This is a genomic window from Rhizobium changzhiense, from assembly GCF_013087625.1.
Lineage (GTDB): Bacteria > Pseudomonadota > Alphaproteobacteria > Rhizobiales > Rhizobiaceae > Rhizobium > Rhizobium sophorae.
Genome location: NZ_JABFCQ010000007.1, coordinates 257,928 through 274,939, shown reverse-complemented (window position 1 = coordinate 274,939; position 17,012 = coordinate 257,928). Strand labels below are relative to the sequence as shown.

At 58.6% G+C, this 17,012-nt stretch carries 11 protein-coding genes and 1 pseudogene; 9 read left to right on the top strand and 3 right to left on the bottom strand.

Annotation, left to right across the window (positions count from 1 at the left end; genetic code table 11):
- Positions 1-96: 96 nt before the first annotated feature.
- Together G9X68_RS28765 and G9X68_RS28760 are read right to left on the bottom strand one after the other, a co-directional pair.
- Positions 97-251 (bottom strand): annotated as a pseudogene (locus G9X68_RS28765) (O-antigen translocase); the annotation flags it as partial.
- Between the two features lie 229 nt (positions 252-480).
- On the bottom strand, positions 481-1,794 hold the full coding sequence (locus G9X68_RS28760) for a polysaccharide biosynthesis/export family protein (protein ID WP_171605285.1): 1,314 nt from the start codon (positions 1,792-1,794) through the stop codon (positions 481-483).
- 1,103 nt (positions 1,795-2,897) lie between these two features.
- Between G9X68_RS28760 and G9X68_RS28755 the strand changes: the two genes are divergently transcribed.
- From G9X68_RS28755 to G9X68_RS28715, 9 genes are all read left to right on the top strand, one after another.
- Entirely contained in the window at positions 2,898-3,644 is a 747-nt protein-coding gene (locus G9X68_RS28755) for a TylF/MycF family methyltransferase (protein ID WP_244956259.1), read from the top strand.
- A 633-nt stretch (positions 3,645-4,277) separates the two neighbouring features.
- Entirely contained in the window at positions 4,278-6,164 is a 1,887-nt protein-coding gene (locus G9X68_RS28750; RefSeq protein ID WP_171605283.1) for a N,N-dimethylformamidase beta subunit family domain-containing protein, read from the top strand.
- A gap of 127 nt (positions 6,165-6,291) precedes the next feature.
- Entirely contained in the window at positions 6,292-7,050 is a 759-nt protein-coding gene (locus G9X68_RS28745) for a TylF/MycF/NovP-related O-methyltransferase (protein WP_319004768.1), read from the top strand.
- Positions 7,051-7,137: 87 nt separating this feature from the next.
- Positions 7,138-8,166, top strand: coding sequence for a polysaccharide pyruvyl transferase family protein (locus tag G9X68_RS28740; RefSeq protein WP_171605281.1), 1,029 nt, complete (start codon positions 7,138-7,140; stop codon positions 8,164-8,166).
- Between the two features lie 278 nt (positions 8,167-8,444).
- The gene (locus G9X68_RS28735) at positions 8,445-9,923 is read left to right on the top strand and encodes a lipopolysaccharide biosynthesis protein (RefSeq protein ID WP_171605280.1); all 1,479 of its coding nucleotides are present in this window, start codon (positions 8,445-8,447) and stop codon (positions 9,921-9,923) included.
- A gap of 151 nt (positions 9,924-10,074) precedes the next feature.
- The gene (locus G9X68_RS28730) at positions 10,075-10,425 is read left to right on the top strand and encodes a transposase (RefSeq protein ID WP_206679890.1); all 351 of its coding nucleotides are present in this window, start codon (positions 10,075-10,077) and stop codon (positions 10,423-10,425) included.
- A gap of 378 nt (positions 10,426-10,803) precedes the next feature.
- On the top strand, positions 10,804-11,934 hold the full coding sequence (locus tag G9X68_RS28725; protein WP_171605279.1) for a DUF3734 domain-containing protein: 1,131 nt from the start codon (positions 10,804-10,806) through the stop codon (positions 11,932-11,934).
- Positions 11,931-12,671 (top strand): acetoacetate decarboxylase, encoded by a 741-nt coding sequence (locus tag G9X68_RS28720; RefSeq protein ID WP_171605278.1) that lies wholly within the window; start codon positions 11,931-11,933, stop codon positions 12,669-12,671. Before G9X68_RS28725 ends, G9X68_RS28720 begins: the two co-directional genes overlap by 4 nt.
- An 11-nt stretch (positions 12,672-12,682) precedes the next feature.
- On the top strand, positions 12,683-13,465 hold the full coding sequence (locus tag G9X68_RS28715) for a 3-hydroxybutyrate dehydrogenase (protein ID WP_029875400.1): 783 nt from the start codon (positions 12,683-12,685) through the stop codon (positions 13,463-13,465).
- Between the two features lie 273 nt (positions 13,466-13,738).
- Here the strand turns inward: G9X68_RS28715 and G9X68_RS28710 are convergent, their stop codons facing one another.
- Positions 13,739-16,714 (bottom strand): NAD(P)-dependent oxidoreductase, encoded by a 2,976-nt coding sequence (locus G9X68_RS28710; RefSeq protein ID WP_171605277.1) that lies wholly within the window; start codon positions 16,712-16,714, stop codon positions 13,739-13,741.
- Positions 16,715-17,012: the final 298 nt, after the last annotated feature.

Here is a 17,012-nt window from a genome sequence, read left to right as displayed (position 1 = left end):
GCGTCGTAGCCCAGCTCTACGGCCAAGCCGGCCGGTCGATCAGCCGGCCCGTTTCAGCCAACCCGAAGGGCCGGGCATCTTTCCGCCAGGATCAAAGAGCCCCACGCCTTCTGGCCCAGCAGAACGGCCAGGGCCTTGTTACGAATGACGCTTAGAGCGACGTTCACGAAGGAGGAACCGCCCATCAACATCGTCGACTTGAGGATCTGGGTATAAGTCTGCCCACTGGCTGGGATCATGCGCAAAGTCATCAACTATCCTTAGCCGCTATGCTGTGGCGCGCGTCGCCGACATATGGCCCAACGCCGCTTCGGGGATACGCGGCACAGGCATTCCTGTTAGGGCAGGAAGCGAATTCAAGACCCGGTCGGGTCTATGGCAGCTTGTATCAAGAGATTTCTCTCGCGCAGGTAGTCGGAGCGCCTCCGCGCTGGTCAATCGTCCGCTGCGAGTTCGTTTGCAATACATGTTTTTCGCGGGTCACTGGCTTGCCTGACTGGCGCGTGTTTCAGTTTCACGCGGCAGGTCGGCAGGTGCGGCCTGAGACACGCGATCCGCAATGGGGGTTCGAACAACCCTCACAACATCACCCGGGATCAGTGCCGTCGTTTCGGAGGCCTGGAACTGCCTGATTTGGCCTTCGCTTCGCCGGCTCACCGTAAACGTCAGCGGGAGCGCCTCGTCTGTGATATTCGAGCCTCCCCCTGCCGCGAGGTCATCGAGAAGCAGTTTTTGCGTCATCTCGCGCTTCAATTTGAGCTGGTCGAGCCTTGCCTGTTCCGACTGCAATTCGGAAGCGACTTCGCTTCGCCGCGTGTCATAAAGCCCCTCGAGATTTCGCGTTGTCTCACTGATCGCCTGACGGCCCCGCATGATGGCGGTGACAAGGTCGAGCCGATTGGAGCGGTAGGTGGTGAGCAACCGTTCCAGATCCAATTGACGCGACGAAACGGTGAGGCCTTTCGTGACCAGCGTTTTGACGCTGGTCAGCTGGTCCTCGATCGATTTGATATTGTCTTCCGAGCCTTGCACCTTCTCGCCCAGCATGCCGACTTCACTGTTCAAAAGATCACGCAATTCCGTGAGCGCCTTCGACTGCCTGTCCAGCGCATTTGCACGAGCCTGAAAAATGACCCGTTCCTCGTTGTATATTCCCGCGGCGTATTGCTGATCGACGCCGAGCGTCCGATCGAACGTTATCTCCTTTACCCCGGTCATCTCTGCTTGGAGCCGTGCTAATTTGGCAGTGCTGCGCAGCAGGGAGTGGTCGATTTCCCGCAATTCGCCTGCGAGTTTGATCGTCTGCGATTGCTGCAGACTTGTAGCGCGGAACGGGCCGCCGCCCAGTGCCAGTGATTGCAGGACGGTCAGTCCAGGGCGGAATTTGTATTCCCCGGGCTTGGTTACGTCTCCCACGACGTAGATTGGCGGGTATTCGAGAATTTCGATGGTGACCGCAGGTGCCTGAACCAATCCGATTTTTTCCTGCAGGCGCTTGGCAATCTCGCTTGTGAGGTCGGTGTTATCGAGATTACTGACCGAAAGGGATCCAAGAAACGGCAGAAAGACTGCGCCGTCATCGGAAACCGTGTATTCGCCGCCAAGCGCATCCCAGCGTTCATATTGGCCTTTGGACTGCATCCATTGGACGATCGTCAGGCGGATTTTCGTTTGCGGAGTCAAGGGGACGCTATCGGCGAGAGCCGGCGACGCAGCTCCGGCAAGAAATGCGAGTGCACCGATGACAAAGGTCGCGCGAAGGAACACGTGGGGGGCGCGGTGCGATGAATTCATTTATATATCTCGCCTGCAAAGCATCCTTAAAGGGATGCTGGTCCAACTGCCTTGATTCTGTTCGCACGCCGGACGACAAGTCCGAAGCCGCTTCCCTAGTGTGCAGTCTGGGGACGCCTTGAGGAAGGTGGAGATCGTTTATTTTGCCTCATCACTATTGATGAGGTGGGGCGGGTACTTCAGCCTAAATCCAGCAGAAGCATATCTTCGGCGCGACACCGAGGCATCGCCTGGGAAATCAACAGGTGATGAGATCCAAGCGGCTTATGCCATTGCACGAACGGTCCAGTGCGTGGCTTCCTGCTTGGGGGCCAGCATTGGCACCACCATGCGGCGATGTCGAAAAAAGCCACCGCTTGCGGCTTCGAGCCTTGTACAGGATGCGGCGCATCTTGCCGACCTCGCGCATCTCAGCCATCACCTGGGCCCTGCAACACGCCCGTTTGTCCAAGGGATGCCGCCTGTAGAGCGAAAGTCGTAGGATATACTCTCGGAATTGCCGACGACAGGTGTTGTTGGACATAAGCCTGTCCTCAAGCCTGTGCTTGAGCCTTTCTGCTTATGCCGACTGTATGGTCAAAATGGGGGGAAGTTCACAGGAAGAGCAATCAGCAGACCCAATTGGAGGATGAATGGCCGCGCCGATGCAATCAAACGGGCAGTGATAGCCCCGCTACGTAGCCGAAAGGCGGTCTAAGCCGGGCCAATTGGCCGTTGAGGGAAACCTACTAAGGGTCTATAAAGCTTCTCGATAGGTCGTTGCAGAAAGCCGGTTTCGTACCGTCATCGGAAGGCTCTGAAATTATGGGCTCCCGAAACGCCGCGCGCAGCAGATGACGGTCAATCTTTTTTCCGAAATGGATGTAAGACCGCAAACCTCTCCTCTTGGCTTACTTTGTCCTGATGAACCGCTGAGTTATCCGTCAAGGCTTTGAAGGTATGCGAGTGAGGATCAGAGATGATCGTATCATGAAAACAGATCAGCTTTTGCCAACGACGAGTACATCGATGAGAAGGGCAAGACACGATTCCCCCGCCAAGGGGCGTCGTAGGGAGTTCAGTAAGGCTTCGCCGAGGCGGACGCTGTTGCGGGTAGATGCGTTATGAAAGCAGTACATAGAGTTGCGCGTGGGGCGCGTTGGCGCCTCAACGGGCTTTTGGAACGCGCCCGTCGGACCGCCTACCCAAGGTCCGTTCGACAGGCTTGGTCAAGGGTGCGCGCCGAATACCTTTCTTACACGACTGATCGTCAACTTCATCAATTGCTTGAGGTAGTGCGTCGTACCGCCCCGAGCGGAGCGTTGATCATTGAGGCAGGTTGCGCGCGCGGCGGTTCAGCAATTCTCATGTGTTCCGCCAAGTCGCCTCAGCGCGCTATGCGCGTGTACGACCTGTTCGAGATGCTCCCTCCGCCTTCGGAGCACGATGGCGACGACATGAAAGCTCGGTACGCTGAGATCACTGCCGGCGAAGCCGTCGGCCTTGGAGGCGGGCAATACTATCTCTATGACGATGACCTGATGGCGACGGTGACGAACAACTTCGCTAGGTTTGGTTATCCCGTCGAGTCCAACAACGTCCAACTGATAAAGGGTAAGGTGCAAGACACGCTTACAGTCGCCGAGCCGGTCGCTTTGGCCAATATCGATGTTGATTGGTACGAGCCTGTCAGCGCCTGTCTAGAGCGGGTTATGCCTCATCTCATCGTCGGCGGCGCTGTCGCACTTCGCGCCTATTCGGACTGGTCTGGGTGCCGAAAGGCGGCAGACGATTACTTCTCTCGCGCAGGACGGGAGGGACTGGACTTTGACCTCTCGGCTGGACACATGCTTGTGACCCGAACGCACTGAACCTTCTCCGTCCAAGAAGACATTTTTGGTGTCCAAGAGGGCGTGCGCCGGTTTGTCACCTGGTAGTGCCGCAAGACGGGCAACTAAGTCGCCCATACGCGACCTTCTGCTTGAGGGCGCTTCGTCCGACAGGACCGGGCCGGTTGGCGCCAGCTCTTTCGACAGCTTGCGTGACCGCGCATTGGAAAGCCTCAAGATGACATGCGTCCGTAGTGGGCGTGCCTCAAAAGACAACCCCGCCCAGAGGCGGGGCCAGTTTGGCAAGCCGCGTTGACCACAGATCAAGGTGGGGAAGACAACGTGGGAGCGGAACACCGGTTACCGAAATGGGGGGCAGTTCACAGGAGGAGCGAATCAACAGACCCCCAATTGGAGGATGAATGGCCGCGCCGATGCAATCAAACGAGCAGTGATAGCCCCCCGCTACGTAGCCGAAAAGCGGTCTAAGTCGGGCCAATTGGCCGTTGAGGGGAACCTACTAAGGGTCTATAAATCCTCTCGATAGGTCGTTGCAGAACGCTGGTTTCGTACTGCCATCGGAAGGCTCTGAAATTATAGGCTCCCGAAACGCGGCCACGCCCAGCGAATAAATAATCACTACGCACCAATGTGGGATAACGGTCAGGGGGACCCATGCAAGGCAGTGTCAAGAGTGGCGCGCAAAAGATACCCACTTCGTCGAACGAGGAACACACCTATTATGTTCTCCTGAGAGGGAGCGCCACTGTTGGAAATACGCTGACCGCAAATGTTTTCAATGAATGCGGCCAAAGTCCTGAGAAGGAGGCGGCTTACGGTTGGCAGCAAGAAGTTGACGGGGCATGGACGAATATTGCCGGAGAGACGAGTGCTAGCATCAGAATACCGTCGGGTCTTCTTGGCAGCCAAATCCGAGCTCTAGCAGTTGTATCCACGACCGAGGGCCTTAACAACTTCACCAGTAAGGGCATCAGAGTGGACTCTCAAAACTCAATTGTAATCGAAAATCTAAATGCCGGCACAACTGATTGGAAGATTACAAATTTGGCGACGAACCACGAGATCGAGGCTTATGCGGATGCAACAAGTATAAATGCAGGAGACTCCCTGAACCTAAAGGTTTCTTTGTCTTCCGCTGGACAATATAATCTTGAGGTCTATCGCCTTGGCTACTACGGCGGTGCAGGCGGTCGACTTATAGCCAGCGCGCTAGGTCTAGACGGATTAACTCAATCAAGCCCCACCATGACCAATCCTGGCACGCGTTTGATCGAATGTTTATGGGACGTATCGTATGAACTGAAAACATCTGCAGCTTGGACAAGCGGACTTTATGTTATCAAGTTAACTGATTGCAGAAGCGGCAAACAGTCGCTTGTCCCGTTTGTTCTGCGCAAAGATAATCACCCCAGCGACATAGGCTTTCAGGATGCAGTAACGACTGCTCAAGCGTATAACATATTCGGCGGCTTCAGTGTATATGATGCTAATAGCACCAGTAACACAAGAGCATATCAGGTAAGTTTTGATCGCCCCTATGATGCCACCCATCTCGGATTCAGCAATACTGATGGTTTCAATTGTAATAATATGCTCACCTGGGAGTACAACATGGTCCGTTGGTTGGAGTCGCAGGGTTACGATGTATCCTATTACACCAATTTGGATGTTCACAGCAACCCTTTACAAATTCTTTCGCACCGAATATTTCTTTCGGTTGGTCATGATGAGTATTGGTCGATGGAACAGCGAGATCGAGTTGAGTTGGCACGCGATAATGGTATTCATCTCGCCTTTTACTCTGCTAATACTGCTTATTGGCAGGTTCGGTTCGACTGCTCAAGCCGGGGGCAGTCGAACCGCGTTGTTACCATATACAAGGATTCATCGGGTATTGGCGCCGGCCTATCTCTCGATCCGGTGGCTCAGCTAGATCCTCCTGCGTCAACTTCACTGTTTCGCTCTAAGGAGGTCAATAGACCGGAGAATGCACTGATGGGGGTGGGCTATGTATCCGATCAAGGTAGCATCTATGAGGGGTTTGATTTCATCGTTTCTAATGCTGCTGACCCTATCTACGCGCACACAGGTTTAAGAAACGGCGATAGGCTGAAGGGACTGGTTGGGTACGAATGGGATGCGGTTCTAGACAACGAAGAATCTCCTGACGGACTCGTCATTCTTTCGAAATCCTCTACACGTGCCAACGAAATTCTACCGCCACTGCCAGGTGGCACACGTCCAAATATCTCCCATGCTATCTGTTACAGAGCAGTGAGTGGAGCGCGAGTGTTTTCGACTGGATCAATTCAATGGGTATGGGGCTTGGACAACAGTTGGGCTTTCCAACCGCCTCAGCTCACGAGAAGTTGGCGGAGAAGAATAAAGAACTGGATAAAGGGTTTGGTGTCTCTAGTCGTTACTGTTCCGATAAGGAATATGCCATGCGTAGATAGCCGCGCGCAGCAGATGACGGTCAATCTTTTTTCCGAAATGGATGTAAGACCGCAGACCCCCTCCTCTTGGCTTACTTTGTCCTGATGAACCGCCAAGTTACGACGAGTACGTCGATGAGAAGGGCAAGACACGACGCTAGCGGGCTTCCCCGCCAAGGGGAGTCGTAGGGAGTTCAGTAAGGCTTCGCCGAGGCGGACGCTGTTTTGGGGAGATGGGGGGCGTTATGAAAGCAGTACATAGGGTTGCGCGTGGGGCGCGTTGGCGCTTCAACGCGCTTTTGGAACGCGCCCGTCGGACCGCCTACCCAAGGGCCGTTCGACAGGCTTGGTCAAGGGTGCGCGCCGAACACCTTTCTTACACGACTGATCGTCAACTTCATCAATTGCTTGAGGTAGTGCGTCGTACCGCCCCGAGCGGAGCGTTGATCATTGAGGCAGGTTGCGCGCGCGGCGGTTCAGCAATTCTCATGTGTTCCGCCAAGTCGCCTCAGCGCGCTATGCGCGTGTACGACCTGTTCGAGATGCTCCCTCCGCCTTCGGAGCACGATGGCGACGACATGAAAGCTCGGTACGCTGAGATCACTGCCGGCGAAGCCGTCGGCCTTGGAGGCGAGCAATACTATCTCTATGATGATGACCTGATGGCGACGGTGACGAACAACTTCGCTAGGTTTGGTTATCCCGGCGAGTCCAACAACGTCCAACTGATAAAGGGTAAGGTGCAAGACACGCTTACAGTCGCTGAGCCGGTCGCTTTGGCCCATATCGATGTTGATTGGTACGAGCCTGTCGGCGCCTGTCTAGAGCGGGTTATGCCTCATCTCATCGTCGGCGGCGCTGTCGCACTTCACGCCTATTCGGATTGGTCTGGGTGCCGAAAGGCGGCAGACGATTACTTCTCTCGCGCAGGACGGGAGGGACTGGACTTTGACCTCTCGGCTGGACACATGCTTGTGACCCGAACGCACTGAACCTTCTCCGTCGCCTGGTAGGCCGCTAGAAAAGACAGGCTCCAGCATTCGCCAATCGCTGGGGTGCATAATCGAGGGTAGGCGCACATGACCGGTACAGAACTTTCGCCTAAAGACGCGGCGCAAAAGGCGCAGCAGGCGCGAGCGATTCGCGAGTGTCTCGACCGATACATCCCCGAATGCCAGCCTGTAGCGCTTCTGCAGTTCCCGTTCGACTTCAATGTCGGCAACCACATGATGTGGGTGGCCGCCATGGACTATTTGAAGCAACGTAATGCGCCCATCGCCTATACGGCGCATGGGCACAACTTCGATCTTCAGCAAATGATTCGCGCTGTCGGGGACGGCACGATACTCTTCTCGGGCGGGGTCACGGTCTCGCGCCTATGGCCGCGCCACGCAGAGGTCAAGCGCATCGTCGCCGAGGCGTGCCCCAATAATCGCCTCGTGTCGCTGCCGTCGACCATGCTGTTCGTCGACGACGAGGACCGCCGCGAGGCGCGCACGATCTTCGGAAATCATCGCAATGCTGTACTTTTGGCCAGAGACCCGGTCAGCGCTGAGTCAGCGCGCAACGTATTCCCCGGCAACGTCCATGTGGAGACGGTCCACGATTCTGCGCTGCTCCTCCCGCCGCAGCCAAGGCACGCCGCGCCTGATCACGATGTCATCTGGCTCGCCCGCGACGATATCGAGGGCGTCGGATCCCTTGCGCCAAGTGACGTCGAAGTGTTCGACTGGACGCACCATGATCCCGCGGGTATGCGGATCCTGTTTCCAGGGCGCTTCTTCTCCCGCGTCCGCACACTGGCGCCAACGCTCCGTTCGATCGTCAATAGGCAGATTGCCGGCAGCTACGATCGCTTTGCGCGCTACGTGCTCGCGAGCGGCAACCGCAGGCTGGATACCGGTAAGGTGCTGGTTACTGACCGCATGCACCCACACATTCTCTGCGCCCTGCGTTCGCAGCACAGCGTGCTGCTGCCCGACCGCTTCGGCAAGAACCGCGCTGTGTACGAGTACACAGGTCGGAACTACAGCACCGTCCACTGGGCCGACACATATGAGGAAGCCCTTGAGATTGCGCGTACCGTCGCCCGGAGCACCCCGGTCTAGCAGGCTGTTGAAGAAAGCTACTGACATGCTCTTGCGATGAATCAGATCAACATTTTTCAGCTCTTCAGTGAGGCTGCGACCGATCCAGTGAGTACTTGCCTGGCCCTGGGATTTTGGCTTCGCTGTTTCTTCTGCCTCAGCCGTCAGGGTTGCGATGTACCTGACCTTTCGTTCGTCTTATACCTCCAGCAAGACATAGCTGGACACCATGGCCCGATGAATATTTCTCCCGAGAACTGCACCGCATTAGCACTGTAAGCGCAAGCGAGGAAACAACGTTGGAAGGTGTACGCAAACAGCTGAGTGTCGGGGCAATGTGGTCCGCCGGCGGACGTGTCGTCTCAAATCTTCTGGGCGTGGTTAGCATGCTGGCACTGGCTCGACTGCTGTCACCTGCCGATTTCGGCCTAGTGAGCCTCGCGACTATCGTCCTTGCGATCATCGCGGCCATAACCGAACTTTCGCTCAGTTCGGCCCTCATCCAGCACAAGAGCCCGCAGCGAGAACATTACAATACGGCCTGGACACTGAACATGCTGCGCGCGGCGGCGATCGCCGTCCTGCTGGTTAGCGCAGGTTATCCCGTCGCATGGGCGTATCAGGACGACCGTCTGATCGGCATATTCTTCGCGCTTGGAGGCGGCGCGCTGATCAGCGGCCTCGTGAACCCCCGGCTTGTGGACTTCCGGCGGCGCCTTTCCTTTCACCAAGAGATATTCATCGACCTGATCAACAGGGTGGTTGGCGTGGTCGTCGCCGTCGTCATCGCCTTGATTCTTCGCAGCTACTGGGCGCTCGTGATCGGCACGCTCGCCTCGCAGGTGGCCGGTGTGATCATGTCGTACGTCCTGCTTCCTTATTTGCCGCGCATTTCGTTTGCTCACTGGAGAAATCTGTTCTCGTTCTCCGGGTGGGTGGCGCTCAGCTCCGGCCTCAATGAGGTCAACTGGCGCGCCGACCAGCTTGCGCTTGGCGCCATGCTGGGCGCCGGCCCTCTCGGCCAGTACACCGTAGGCGACAGGCTTGCCTCGCTGCCAGTGCGTGAAACGACGGCGCCGATCGCAGGCTTGCTCTTCCCAGTCTTTGCACGGCTTCAGGACGATCCTGAACGCCTGCGGCATGCATTCCTTCGATCCCAAGGCCTGCTTGTTGCGGCGGCGCTGCCGGTAGGCATTGGGTTCGCGCTGGTTGCCGGGCCCTTCATCAACATGGTCCTTGGCCCGGCGTGGTCCTCGGCCGCGCTGGTGGCTCAGGTGTTGGGCGCGGTCTTCGCCATCATCGCCTTTAAAATGCCGGTGACTCCCTTGGCAATGGGCCTCGGCTGCACGCGGTCGCTGTTTCAGCTTGACCTCGCTTTCATCTTCGTCCGCTTTCCCTTGATTTTCGCCGGCCTGGTCTGGGGTGGGCTGGTTGGTCTTCTGTTCGCGCGATGCATCAGCGCCGCGATCGGCATCCTGATGTATGTCTTCCTGGCGAGGCGTCTCACCGGCGTGTCAGTGAGGGCTCAGCTTCTCGCCTGCTGGCGTTCGATCGTCGCCGCGCTGGTTATGGCTGGCTGTGTCTGGGGCGTCGGCCTCATGATCACCGACAGGTCAGAGTCCCTGCAACTGGCGATCATGATACCAATCGGCGGGATCGGCTATTTCGGGGCAAGCTTCGTACTTTGGCTGGCAAGCGGCAAGCCTGCAGGCCCCGAACGCGAAGCGTTGGATTTGCTCCAGTTCGTTCGCCGCGGAGAATTTCGAACGCCCGCGTAATCCGGCTACCCTGAGTCGGCACGTAGCGGCCCAAGAGACACACCGCCGAAGCCGCGTGTACGCGCCTTGGATGGTAAAGTATTCCAAGGCGAAGCGGCCCACGGAATCTCCGACACCAGCCGCGACCAGCCAGCATGACATTGCTATTCTGATGTCCGGTTACAAAAACCATGCCGGCATCGACCGAGCGCACGGCTTCATCCGGGGATGGACGGTGACGAGTGCGAGCGCCCATGACGGCGCCCAACTCAGGAATGTCGTCGCCAAGGACAATACGGCATCGACGGTGTGGGCCGACAGCGCCTATCGCTCGAAGATCAATAAGGAATGGCTGCAGGACAATGGCCTGAAGTCGGGCATCCATCAAAGGAAGCCGAAGGGCAAACCCTTGCCGGCAGCGATGTTGCGGCCAATGGCCGCCGCTCGAAAGTGCGCTCCGCGTCGAGCATGTCTTTGCAAGCAGGACACTTCAACTTTGCGGCTACACAAATTTGCGGCGTAACAGATATTATGGAACTTTAGAGTGCTCCTGTCTCGAAGCGAGACTTCGTTGATTGAACCAGCTGACGACGCTGGTTGAACGGCGTAGCAAGCCTGAGATGAAGGAATGGCCTGGCGTGGGTGAATTCGCAGCCTACATAGCTGCATGGCCAGCGTTGTCACATTTTGTTGCATTGCAAGATACCGTCGACAGGACTAACTAAAGGCCTCAATGGTTGCGAAGAATGCGCCGTTTTGACTAGCAAGTCTCTGAAATGACTTAGTATACGATTACTCAGAAGCCTTCCTGCATTACTGAAACTTAATCTGCCCTGTGCAGCTCGATGGCCTTCTCTGTGTTATTTGTTAGCAAATGCAGCATTTGAGGGAAAAGCGTCCCGTGAGTACTATTCCGACAGAGAAAACCGTGCTGGTGTTTCAGGGCGGTGGTGCTCTGGGTGCCTACCAGGCCGGCGCTTACGAAGCTTTGCATGAGGCTGGCATCCGCCCCGACTGGCTGGCCGGGATATCTATCGGTTCGATCAACTCAGCCATCATTGCCGGAAGCCCCGTCGATCAGCGTGTCGATAACCTAAGGACCTTCTGGCATCGGGTCTCGTCCGGACTGCCCGGCCATTTTCTCGGCAATGGCAATGCGATGCGCAAATGGTTCAACGAATCCTCCGCTTTTCTGGGGTCTTTGACCGGTGTTCCCGGCTTTTTCACGCCACGCGTCTTTGCGCCATGGAACATCCTGGGCGATCCGATGGCCGCGATCAGCCTTTACGACACCGCGCCGTTGCAGGAGACCCTCGCCGGTCTAGTCGATTTCGACTTGATCAATTCCGGTGCCATCCGTCTCAGCCTCGGCGCTGTCGATGTTGTTAGCGGCAACTTCAATTATTTCGACAACCGCGATTGTGCTTTTTCGCCCAAACACGTGGCCGCCTCCGGGGCGTTGCCGCCGGGTTTTGCGCCCGTTGAGATCGACGGCCGCTATTATTGGGATGGAGGTATCGTTTCCAACACGCCGCTGCAGCGCATTCTCGGTGGTAGCGAGTTGGAGACAGATCTCTGCATCTTCCAGGTCGATTTGTTCAGCGCCAAGGGCGTGCTGCCGAAGGATGTCTTTGACGTCGATGCCCGCGAGAAGGAAATCCGTTTTTCCAGCCGCACGCGGCTCAACACCGACCAGTTCCGCAAGCTTCAGTCGGTGCGCATGGCGGCCAAGAGGCTGACTGAAAAGCTGCCGCCTGAGCTGAAGGACGATCCCGATGCGAGGCTCCTTGAAAAGATCGGCAATGATTGCGCCGTGACCATGGTGCACCTGATCTATCGGCATGCCGCCTATGAAACCGGATCTAAGGACTATGAGTTTTCGCGGCTCTCCGTGGAGGAACACTGGAAGGCCGGCCATGACGATGTGGTCGAGACGCTGAACCATCCAGATTGGCTCGACCGAACGCGTCCGACCAATGGGATACGGATTTTCGACCTTGCCGAGCAACGCCTGCGTGGGAAAAAACCATGAAAATTGAAGATGTCGTTCGCAATGCCTTTGCCATGCCGCTGACCAGTCCATCCTACCCGCCAGGGCCTTACCGGTTCGTCAATCGCGAATATATGATCATCACCTATCGCACCGATGCGGAGGCCCTGCGCCGGGTCGTGCCCGAACCGCTGCAGTTCGATGAGCCGCTGGTGAAATATGAATTCATCCGCATGCCGGACTCGACCGGCTTTGGCGACTATACCGAATCCGGCCAGGTCATCCCGGTGACCTATCAAGGGGTACACGGCGGTTACGTGCATTCCATGTATCTCAACGACGACGCGCCGATCGCCGGCGGACGCGAAATCTGGGGCTTTCCGAAGAAACTGGCCGAGCCATCGCTGACATCCGTCAAGGATGCGCTGGTCGGCACGCTCGACTATGGCGGTCAGCGCGTCGCCACCGCAACGATGGGCTTCAAGCATCGGTCACTCGACGAGGCGAAAATCCTCGAAAGCCTGAAGCAGCCGAATTTCATGCTGAAGATTATTCCACATGTCGATTGCACACCGCGCATCTGCGAACTGGTGCGCTACTATCTGGAGGATCTGACGGTGAAGGGCGCGTGGGAAGGACCGGGCGCCCTGGCGCTGTTTCCGCACGCGCTGGCGCCGGTCGCCGACCTGCCGGTGCTTGAGGTCAAATCCGCCGTCCATATTCTCTCGGACCTGACGCTGGGCCTCGGCGAAGTGGTCCATGATTATCTTGCAAAATAGGGAGTCGAACCATGAAGCTCAGGGACAAGGTCTGCATCGTCACCGGCTCGGCCAGCGGTATCGGGCTAGCGATCGCCAAAAAATACGTTTCGGAAGGTGCCAAGGTCGTCATCGCCGACCTGAAGCTCGAGGCGGCGGAAGCGGCGGCCAAGGACCTGACGGCTGCGGGCCCGGGCGAGGCGATCGGTCTTGCGATGGACGTCACCAGCGAGGAAGCCGTGAATGCCGGCGTCGCCGCCGTCGTAACCAAGTGGGGCCGGGTGGACGTGCTCGTCTCCAATGCCGGCATCCAGATCGTCAACAAGATCGAGGACTACGCCTTTTCCGACTGGAAGAAGATGCTCGCCATCCATCTCGATGGCGCGTTCCTCACCACCAAGGCTTGCGTTCCACATATGAAGGCGCAGAAGGGCGGCGCGATCATCTATATGGGCTCGGTGCATTCGCATGAGGCTTCGCCGCTGAAATCGGCCTACGTCACCGCCAAGCACGGCTTGCTCGGCCTTGCTCGCGTGGTCGCCAAGGAAGGCGGACCGGATGGCGTGCGCGCCAACGTCATCTGCCCCGGCTTCGTCCGGACGCCGCTCGTCGACAAGCAAATTCCGGAACAGGCAAAGGAACTCGGAATTTCCGAAGACGAGGTCATCAAGAAAGTAATGCTCGGCGGCACTGTGGATGCACAGTTTACCACGGTTGACGATGTCGCCGAAGTGGCGCTGCTGTTTGCCGGTTTCGAGACCAATGCTCTCACCGGCCAGTCACTGGTTGTCAGCCATGGCTGGTACATGCAGTAACGGTCTCGCTGAGGCATCGCATCTGGGTCCGTCAAGGCTCAACGCTGTTGAATGTGCCGCCGATGCCGCGTTGCCTGCATATGGGAAGACCTTCGGCTTCGGTCCATGTCGCGCCGGGAGCCGGGGCGCCGCCGCCAGGGCCACTCCGGCAAATCGCAGGTCGTCGGTATGCGGCGGCGCTACGGCCGCTCCGAATGTGGCGCTCGACCGACTGCGGCAAAGCGGGCCGGCTCGGTCAGAAAAGAGCGGCGCACATCCGGGCGTCGCCGCGGCTTACTCCGCCGCCGGTCCGTACAGGCCAAGCCGCTCGAGAATCGCCCGCTGCCGGCCGGCATTTTCGGCCAGCAGCCCGGTGTAGCGATCGACGAGCCGGTCCCGGTGGCTCGGATCGGAGACAACGGAGAGCGCGCCGACGATCGCCGCGACCTTTTCCGAGGTCCGCCGCAATTCGTCCAGCAGTTCGGAATTGCCGCTGATCTCGCTGACCACCCGCTTCGTCACCCTGCCGATTCCGGCCGGTGTGCGGCCGCCTGCCGAGACATACCCTTCCGGCAGGTCACCCTTCAGATTGGTGACCGACTTGAAACGGATGACATCGAAGATCTGATCGACCGCCTGCTTGGCGCCGGTCACCCGAGAAGGATGGTCGGTATCGGCGGCGGCGTGCGGCAGCAGTTCCAGCTTGCCCTTATGGCGCTCTTCGAGCGGCAGATAGGGAACCATCGGTCCGCTGAGCTTACCGGTCGATGCATCCTTGAAGAGATCGGCGTCGATTGCCGCATGGGCAATCTTTCCGGACGACAGCGCCTGGGCGAGCGCCGCCGCATCGACGACCTCGCCCCGGTCGTAGTTGACCAGCACCGCACCATCGTTCATCGCGTCGAGCACCTGCGTGTCGACGACACCTGCGTTGGAGTAGACGCCCGTCGCAGCATCCAGCCGGCCGAGACCGATATGGACGGAGAGCACGTCAGCGCCGGTCGCCGCTTCAACCGGACTTGCGGCGTAATCGAAGCCTTCCGACTCGATCCAGCGTTGGTGATGCTGGCGCGCGTAGATCACCACCTTCATGCCGAAAGCCTTGGCGAGCTTGGCGACTTCGCGGCCGATATTGCCGTAGCCTAGAATGGCGATTCTCCGGCCCTCCAGCTTGGCGGTCGGGAAATCCTTGAGCTGGCGCCCGGTATCAAAGTCGCCGTTGGCGACCATCTGGTGCAGCCTGTCGACGGGCAGGTCGGGAACAACCTTGAGGATCGCCTTCATCGCCATCTGGGCGGTCGCCCGGCTGTTGATGCCGGGCGTGTTCATCAAAGGCGCCTCGCCGCCCTCGCCGTTGCCGCCGCCCCAGGAGGCCGAGCCCATATTGCCGGTACCCGCGCCGATGCGCACGCCGCCGAACGGGAAGACGGAAGCCTTTGGGATGAAGGTCGCCGCCGCGATCAGCGCGTCATACTGGCCCTTGTCCGTCTGCGGCAGGATTTCGGCCTCGGTGCTGAGATTTGGCTGGTAGAAGAAATGGATGCGGCCCTTTTCCAGCGCCGCCCTGTCGCCGATCGGGCCGGCATGGAAGACGCCACCCTTTTCCTCGACATAGGTCCTGATCTCGCTGTTGTCGGGCTGCCCATCCGCGCCGAGCCGCAGGCCGACCAGATCGGCGATCAGCACCGTATAGGCGTGTTCGGGATCGTCCTTGCGGACCATCGCGCCGGCCTTCACAGGCGCCGCGAACGTGACGCTCTGCTTGGCCAGTTCCTCCTCGATCACGACGATCTTGGCGCGCAGATAGGCATATTGCAGGTTCTCCAGCAGTGCGACGATATCTGCCGGCTCGCGGATGCCGCCGACCCAGGCGCGGTAGTCGCCGGGCGTTCCCGGAAATGCGTTGACGTAACGCGCCGCATCGAGGCCGGGCTCAAACGCGCCGTTCGGATGGGTAAAGCCCTCATAGCCGAGCAGTTGCTTCGAACGCGCGATAATGCGGGCATGGATCGCAGGATCGGTAATGCCGGCGTCCTCCACCTTTAACAGCGTCACCGCCGCACCGCGCCGCTCGGCATCGGTGACGGTGAGCGAAAACAGCGGGTGCGACTCGACCCAGCCGTCGATTACCGCCCGATTGGCCGCAGACCGCTTGTTGAGCTCGACCACCGAGCCGACCCGCGCCTCGGACTGCAGCAGGCCGAAGGTGGTTTCGGCGAAGGCAAGCGCGCTGTAGGTATTGATGACGCCGCCGAGCATGCGGTCTTCCGCGGCATCGTAAAACGGCCCGGCATCCACGGATCGCTTGGCGGAAAGCGGCTGCCGCGCGTCGATCGGCGGCGCGATCTTGAGCTGGCGCGGGATTGCCCAGGACGGATCCTGCTGGTTCTTCTCCACGAGCGCCAGGGCATGCGGCGTGAAGGAGGCGACGAAATACCCCGACACCCCGCCGATTGCCTTCTGGAACGGCATGAACAAGCAGCATTTCGCCATCACGGCATCGACCAGCTCGGGCTCCCAAGGCATGGCGCCCAGCATCGACGTCGCGTCGAACACTGCATGGCGGTTTGCCGGATCGCCATCGATCCAGTTCAGCAGCTCGTGGATCTCACGGCTGGTATAGGCATTGGCCCCGGTCGTCTCGTGGCCGACGCCGACGAAGATCGACACGCCGAGAGCGGAAAGCTCGGCGGCCGCCGGGATCACACCCTCGGAGGCTGCAAAATGAATGCGGCTTTCGCAGCCCTTTTCGGCGAAGCGCTGCATCTCGATCAGCTGCGTGGCCCAGGACTGACGGAAGAAGCCTGCCGCTCGGGCCGGATCGCTTTCCGGGCGCGGCGTATCGACGTAGACGCGCTGCGAGGCGTCGTTGGCGTTCATCAGGTGCTGGGCGCAGACGGTATAGCCGCTGTGACCGCCGCCGAGTCCCACAGCCATCCGGTTCGCCTTCGGGAAGTGGAAGTAGCGGTGGATCGCCCGCATCATGTCGGTCAGAATTTTATCCGCCGGGTAGCCACGGTGCATGCTGCGGGAAATTTCTGCGGTAGTGAAGCCGCCGATATCGTTGCCCTTGTCGTCGAACTTGCGATAGGTCTTCTCGATCCATGTATCGAAAGCGATGCGCCGCAGGCGGCTATCCACCTCGTCGGTGGTCGCATCGGTGATCGGACCGACGCCGAAAAACGGATTGGACGGCAGCTTCGGTCTTCCCGACTTCGTCAGTCGGAGCGCTTCAAGTCGCTGTTCCTGCATCTGCTCGATATTTGTCATGATCTGCCTGTCGGTTTGAAAGGAAGGTGGGCAAGGCGGCCAAGGTCGTGGTTATGGTATCGCGTTTCGACCATTGCCTGAATGATCTTTCCTGTGCAAAACGCGTGACCGAAAACCCCTTCGAGCGCTGCGGCAAGAGTCGCCTCCACCAGGGTGGATATGGGTGATGCACTCCCCTATGCGGTTGCCGCGATCACAAAGACGCCCCTTTCGGCAACCCGCCATCGGCTGCCGGTTTAGGGTAGTGCCGCGGATATTGGCATTGCCGGCAATCTCTGATCTAGTCTGCAACTCTCCC

What these genes read in the sequence shown, in the direction of transcription:
- G9X68_RS28710 (WP_171605277.1), bottom strand. Translation starts at nt 16,714, where the DNA reads ATGACAAATATCGAGCAGATGCAGGAACAGCGACTTGAAGCGCTCCGA.
- G9X68_RS28745 (WP_319004768.1), top strand. Translation starts at nt 6,292, where the DNA reads ATGGGGGGCGTTATGAAAGCAGTACATAGGGTTGCGCGTGGGGCGCGT.
- G9X68_RS28750 (WP_171605283.1), top strand. Translation starts at nt 4,278, where the DNA reads ATGCAAGGCAGTGTCAAGAGTGGCGCGCAAAAGATACCCACTTCGTCG.
- G9X68_RS28755 (WP_244956259.1), top strand. Translation starts at nt 2,898, where the DNA reads ATGAAAGCAGTACATAGAGTTGCGCGTGGGGCGCGTTGGCGCCTCAAC.
- G9X68_RS28720 (WP_171605278.1), top strand. Translation starts at nt 11,931, where the DNA reads ATGAAAATTGAAGATGTCGTTCGCAATGCCTTTGCCATGCCGCTGACC.
- G9X68_RS28740 (WP_171605281.1), top strand. Translation starts at nt 7,138, where the DNA reads ATGACCGGTACAGAACTTTCGCCTAAAGACGCGGCGCAAAAGGCGCAG.
- G9X68_RS28730 (WP_206679890.1), top strand. Translation starts at nt 10,075, where the DNA reads ATGTCCGGTTACAAAAACCATGCCGGCATCGACCGAGCGCACGGCTTC.
- G9X68_RS28715 (WP_029875400.1), top strand. Translation starts at nt 12,683, where the DNA reads ATGAAGCTCAGGGACAAGGTCTGCATCGTCACCGGCTCGGCCAGCGGT.
- G9X68_RS28760 (WP_171605285.1), bottom strand. Translation starts at nt 1,794, where the DNA reads ATGAATTCATCGCACCGCGCCCCCCACGTGTTCCTTCGCGCGACCTTT.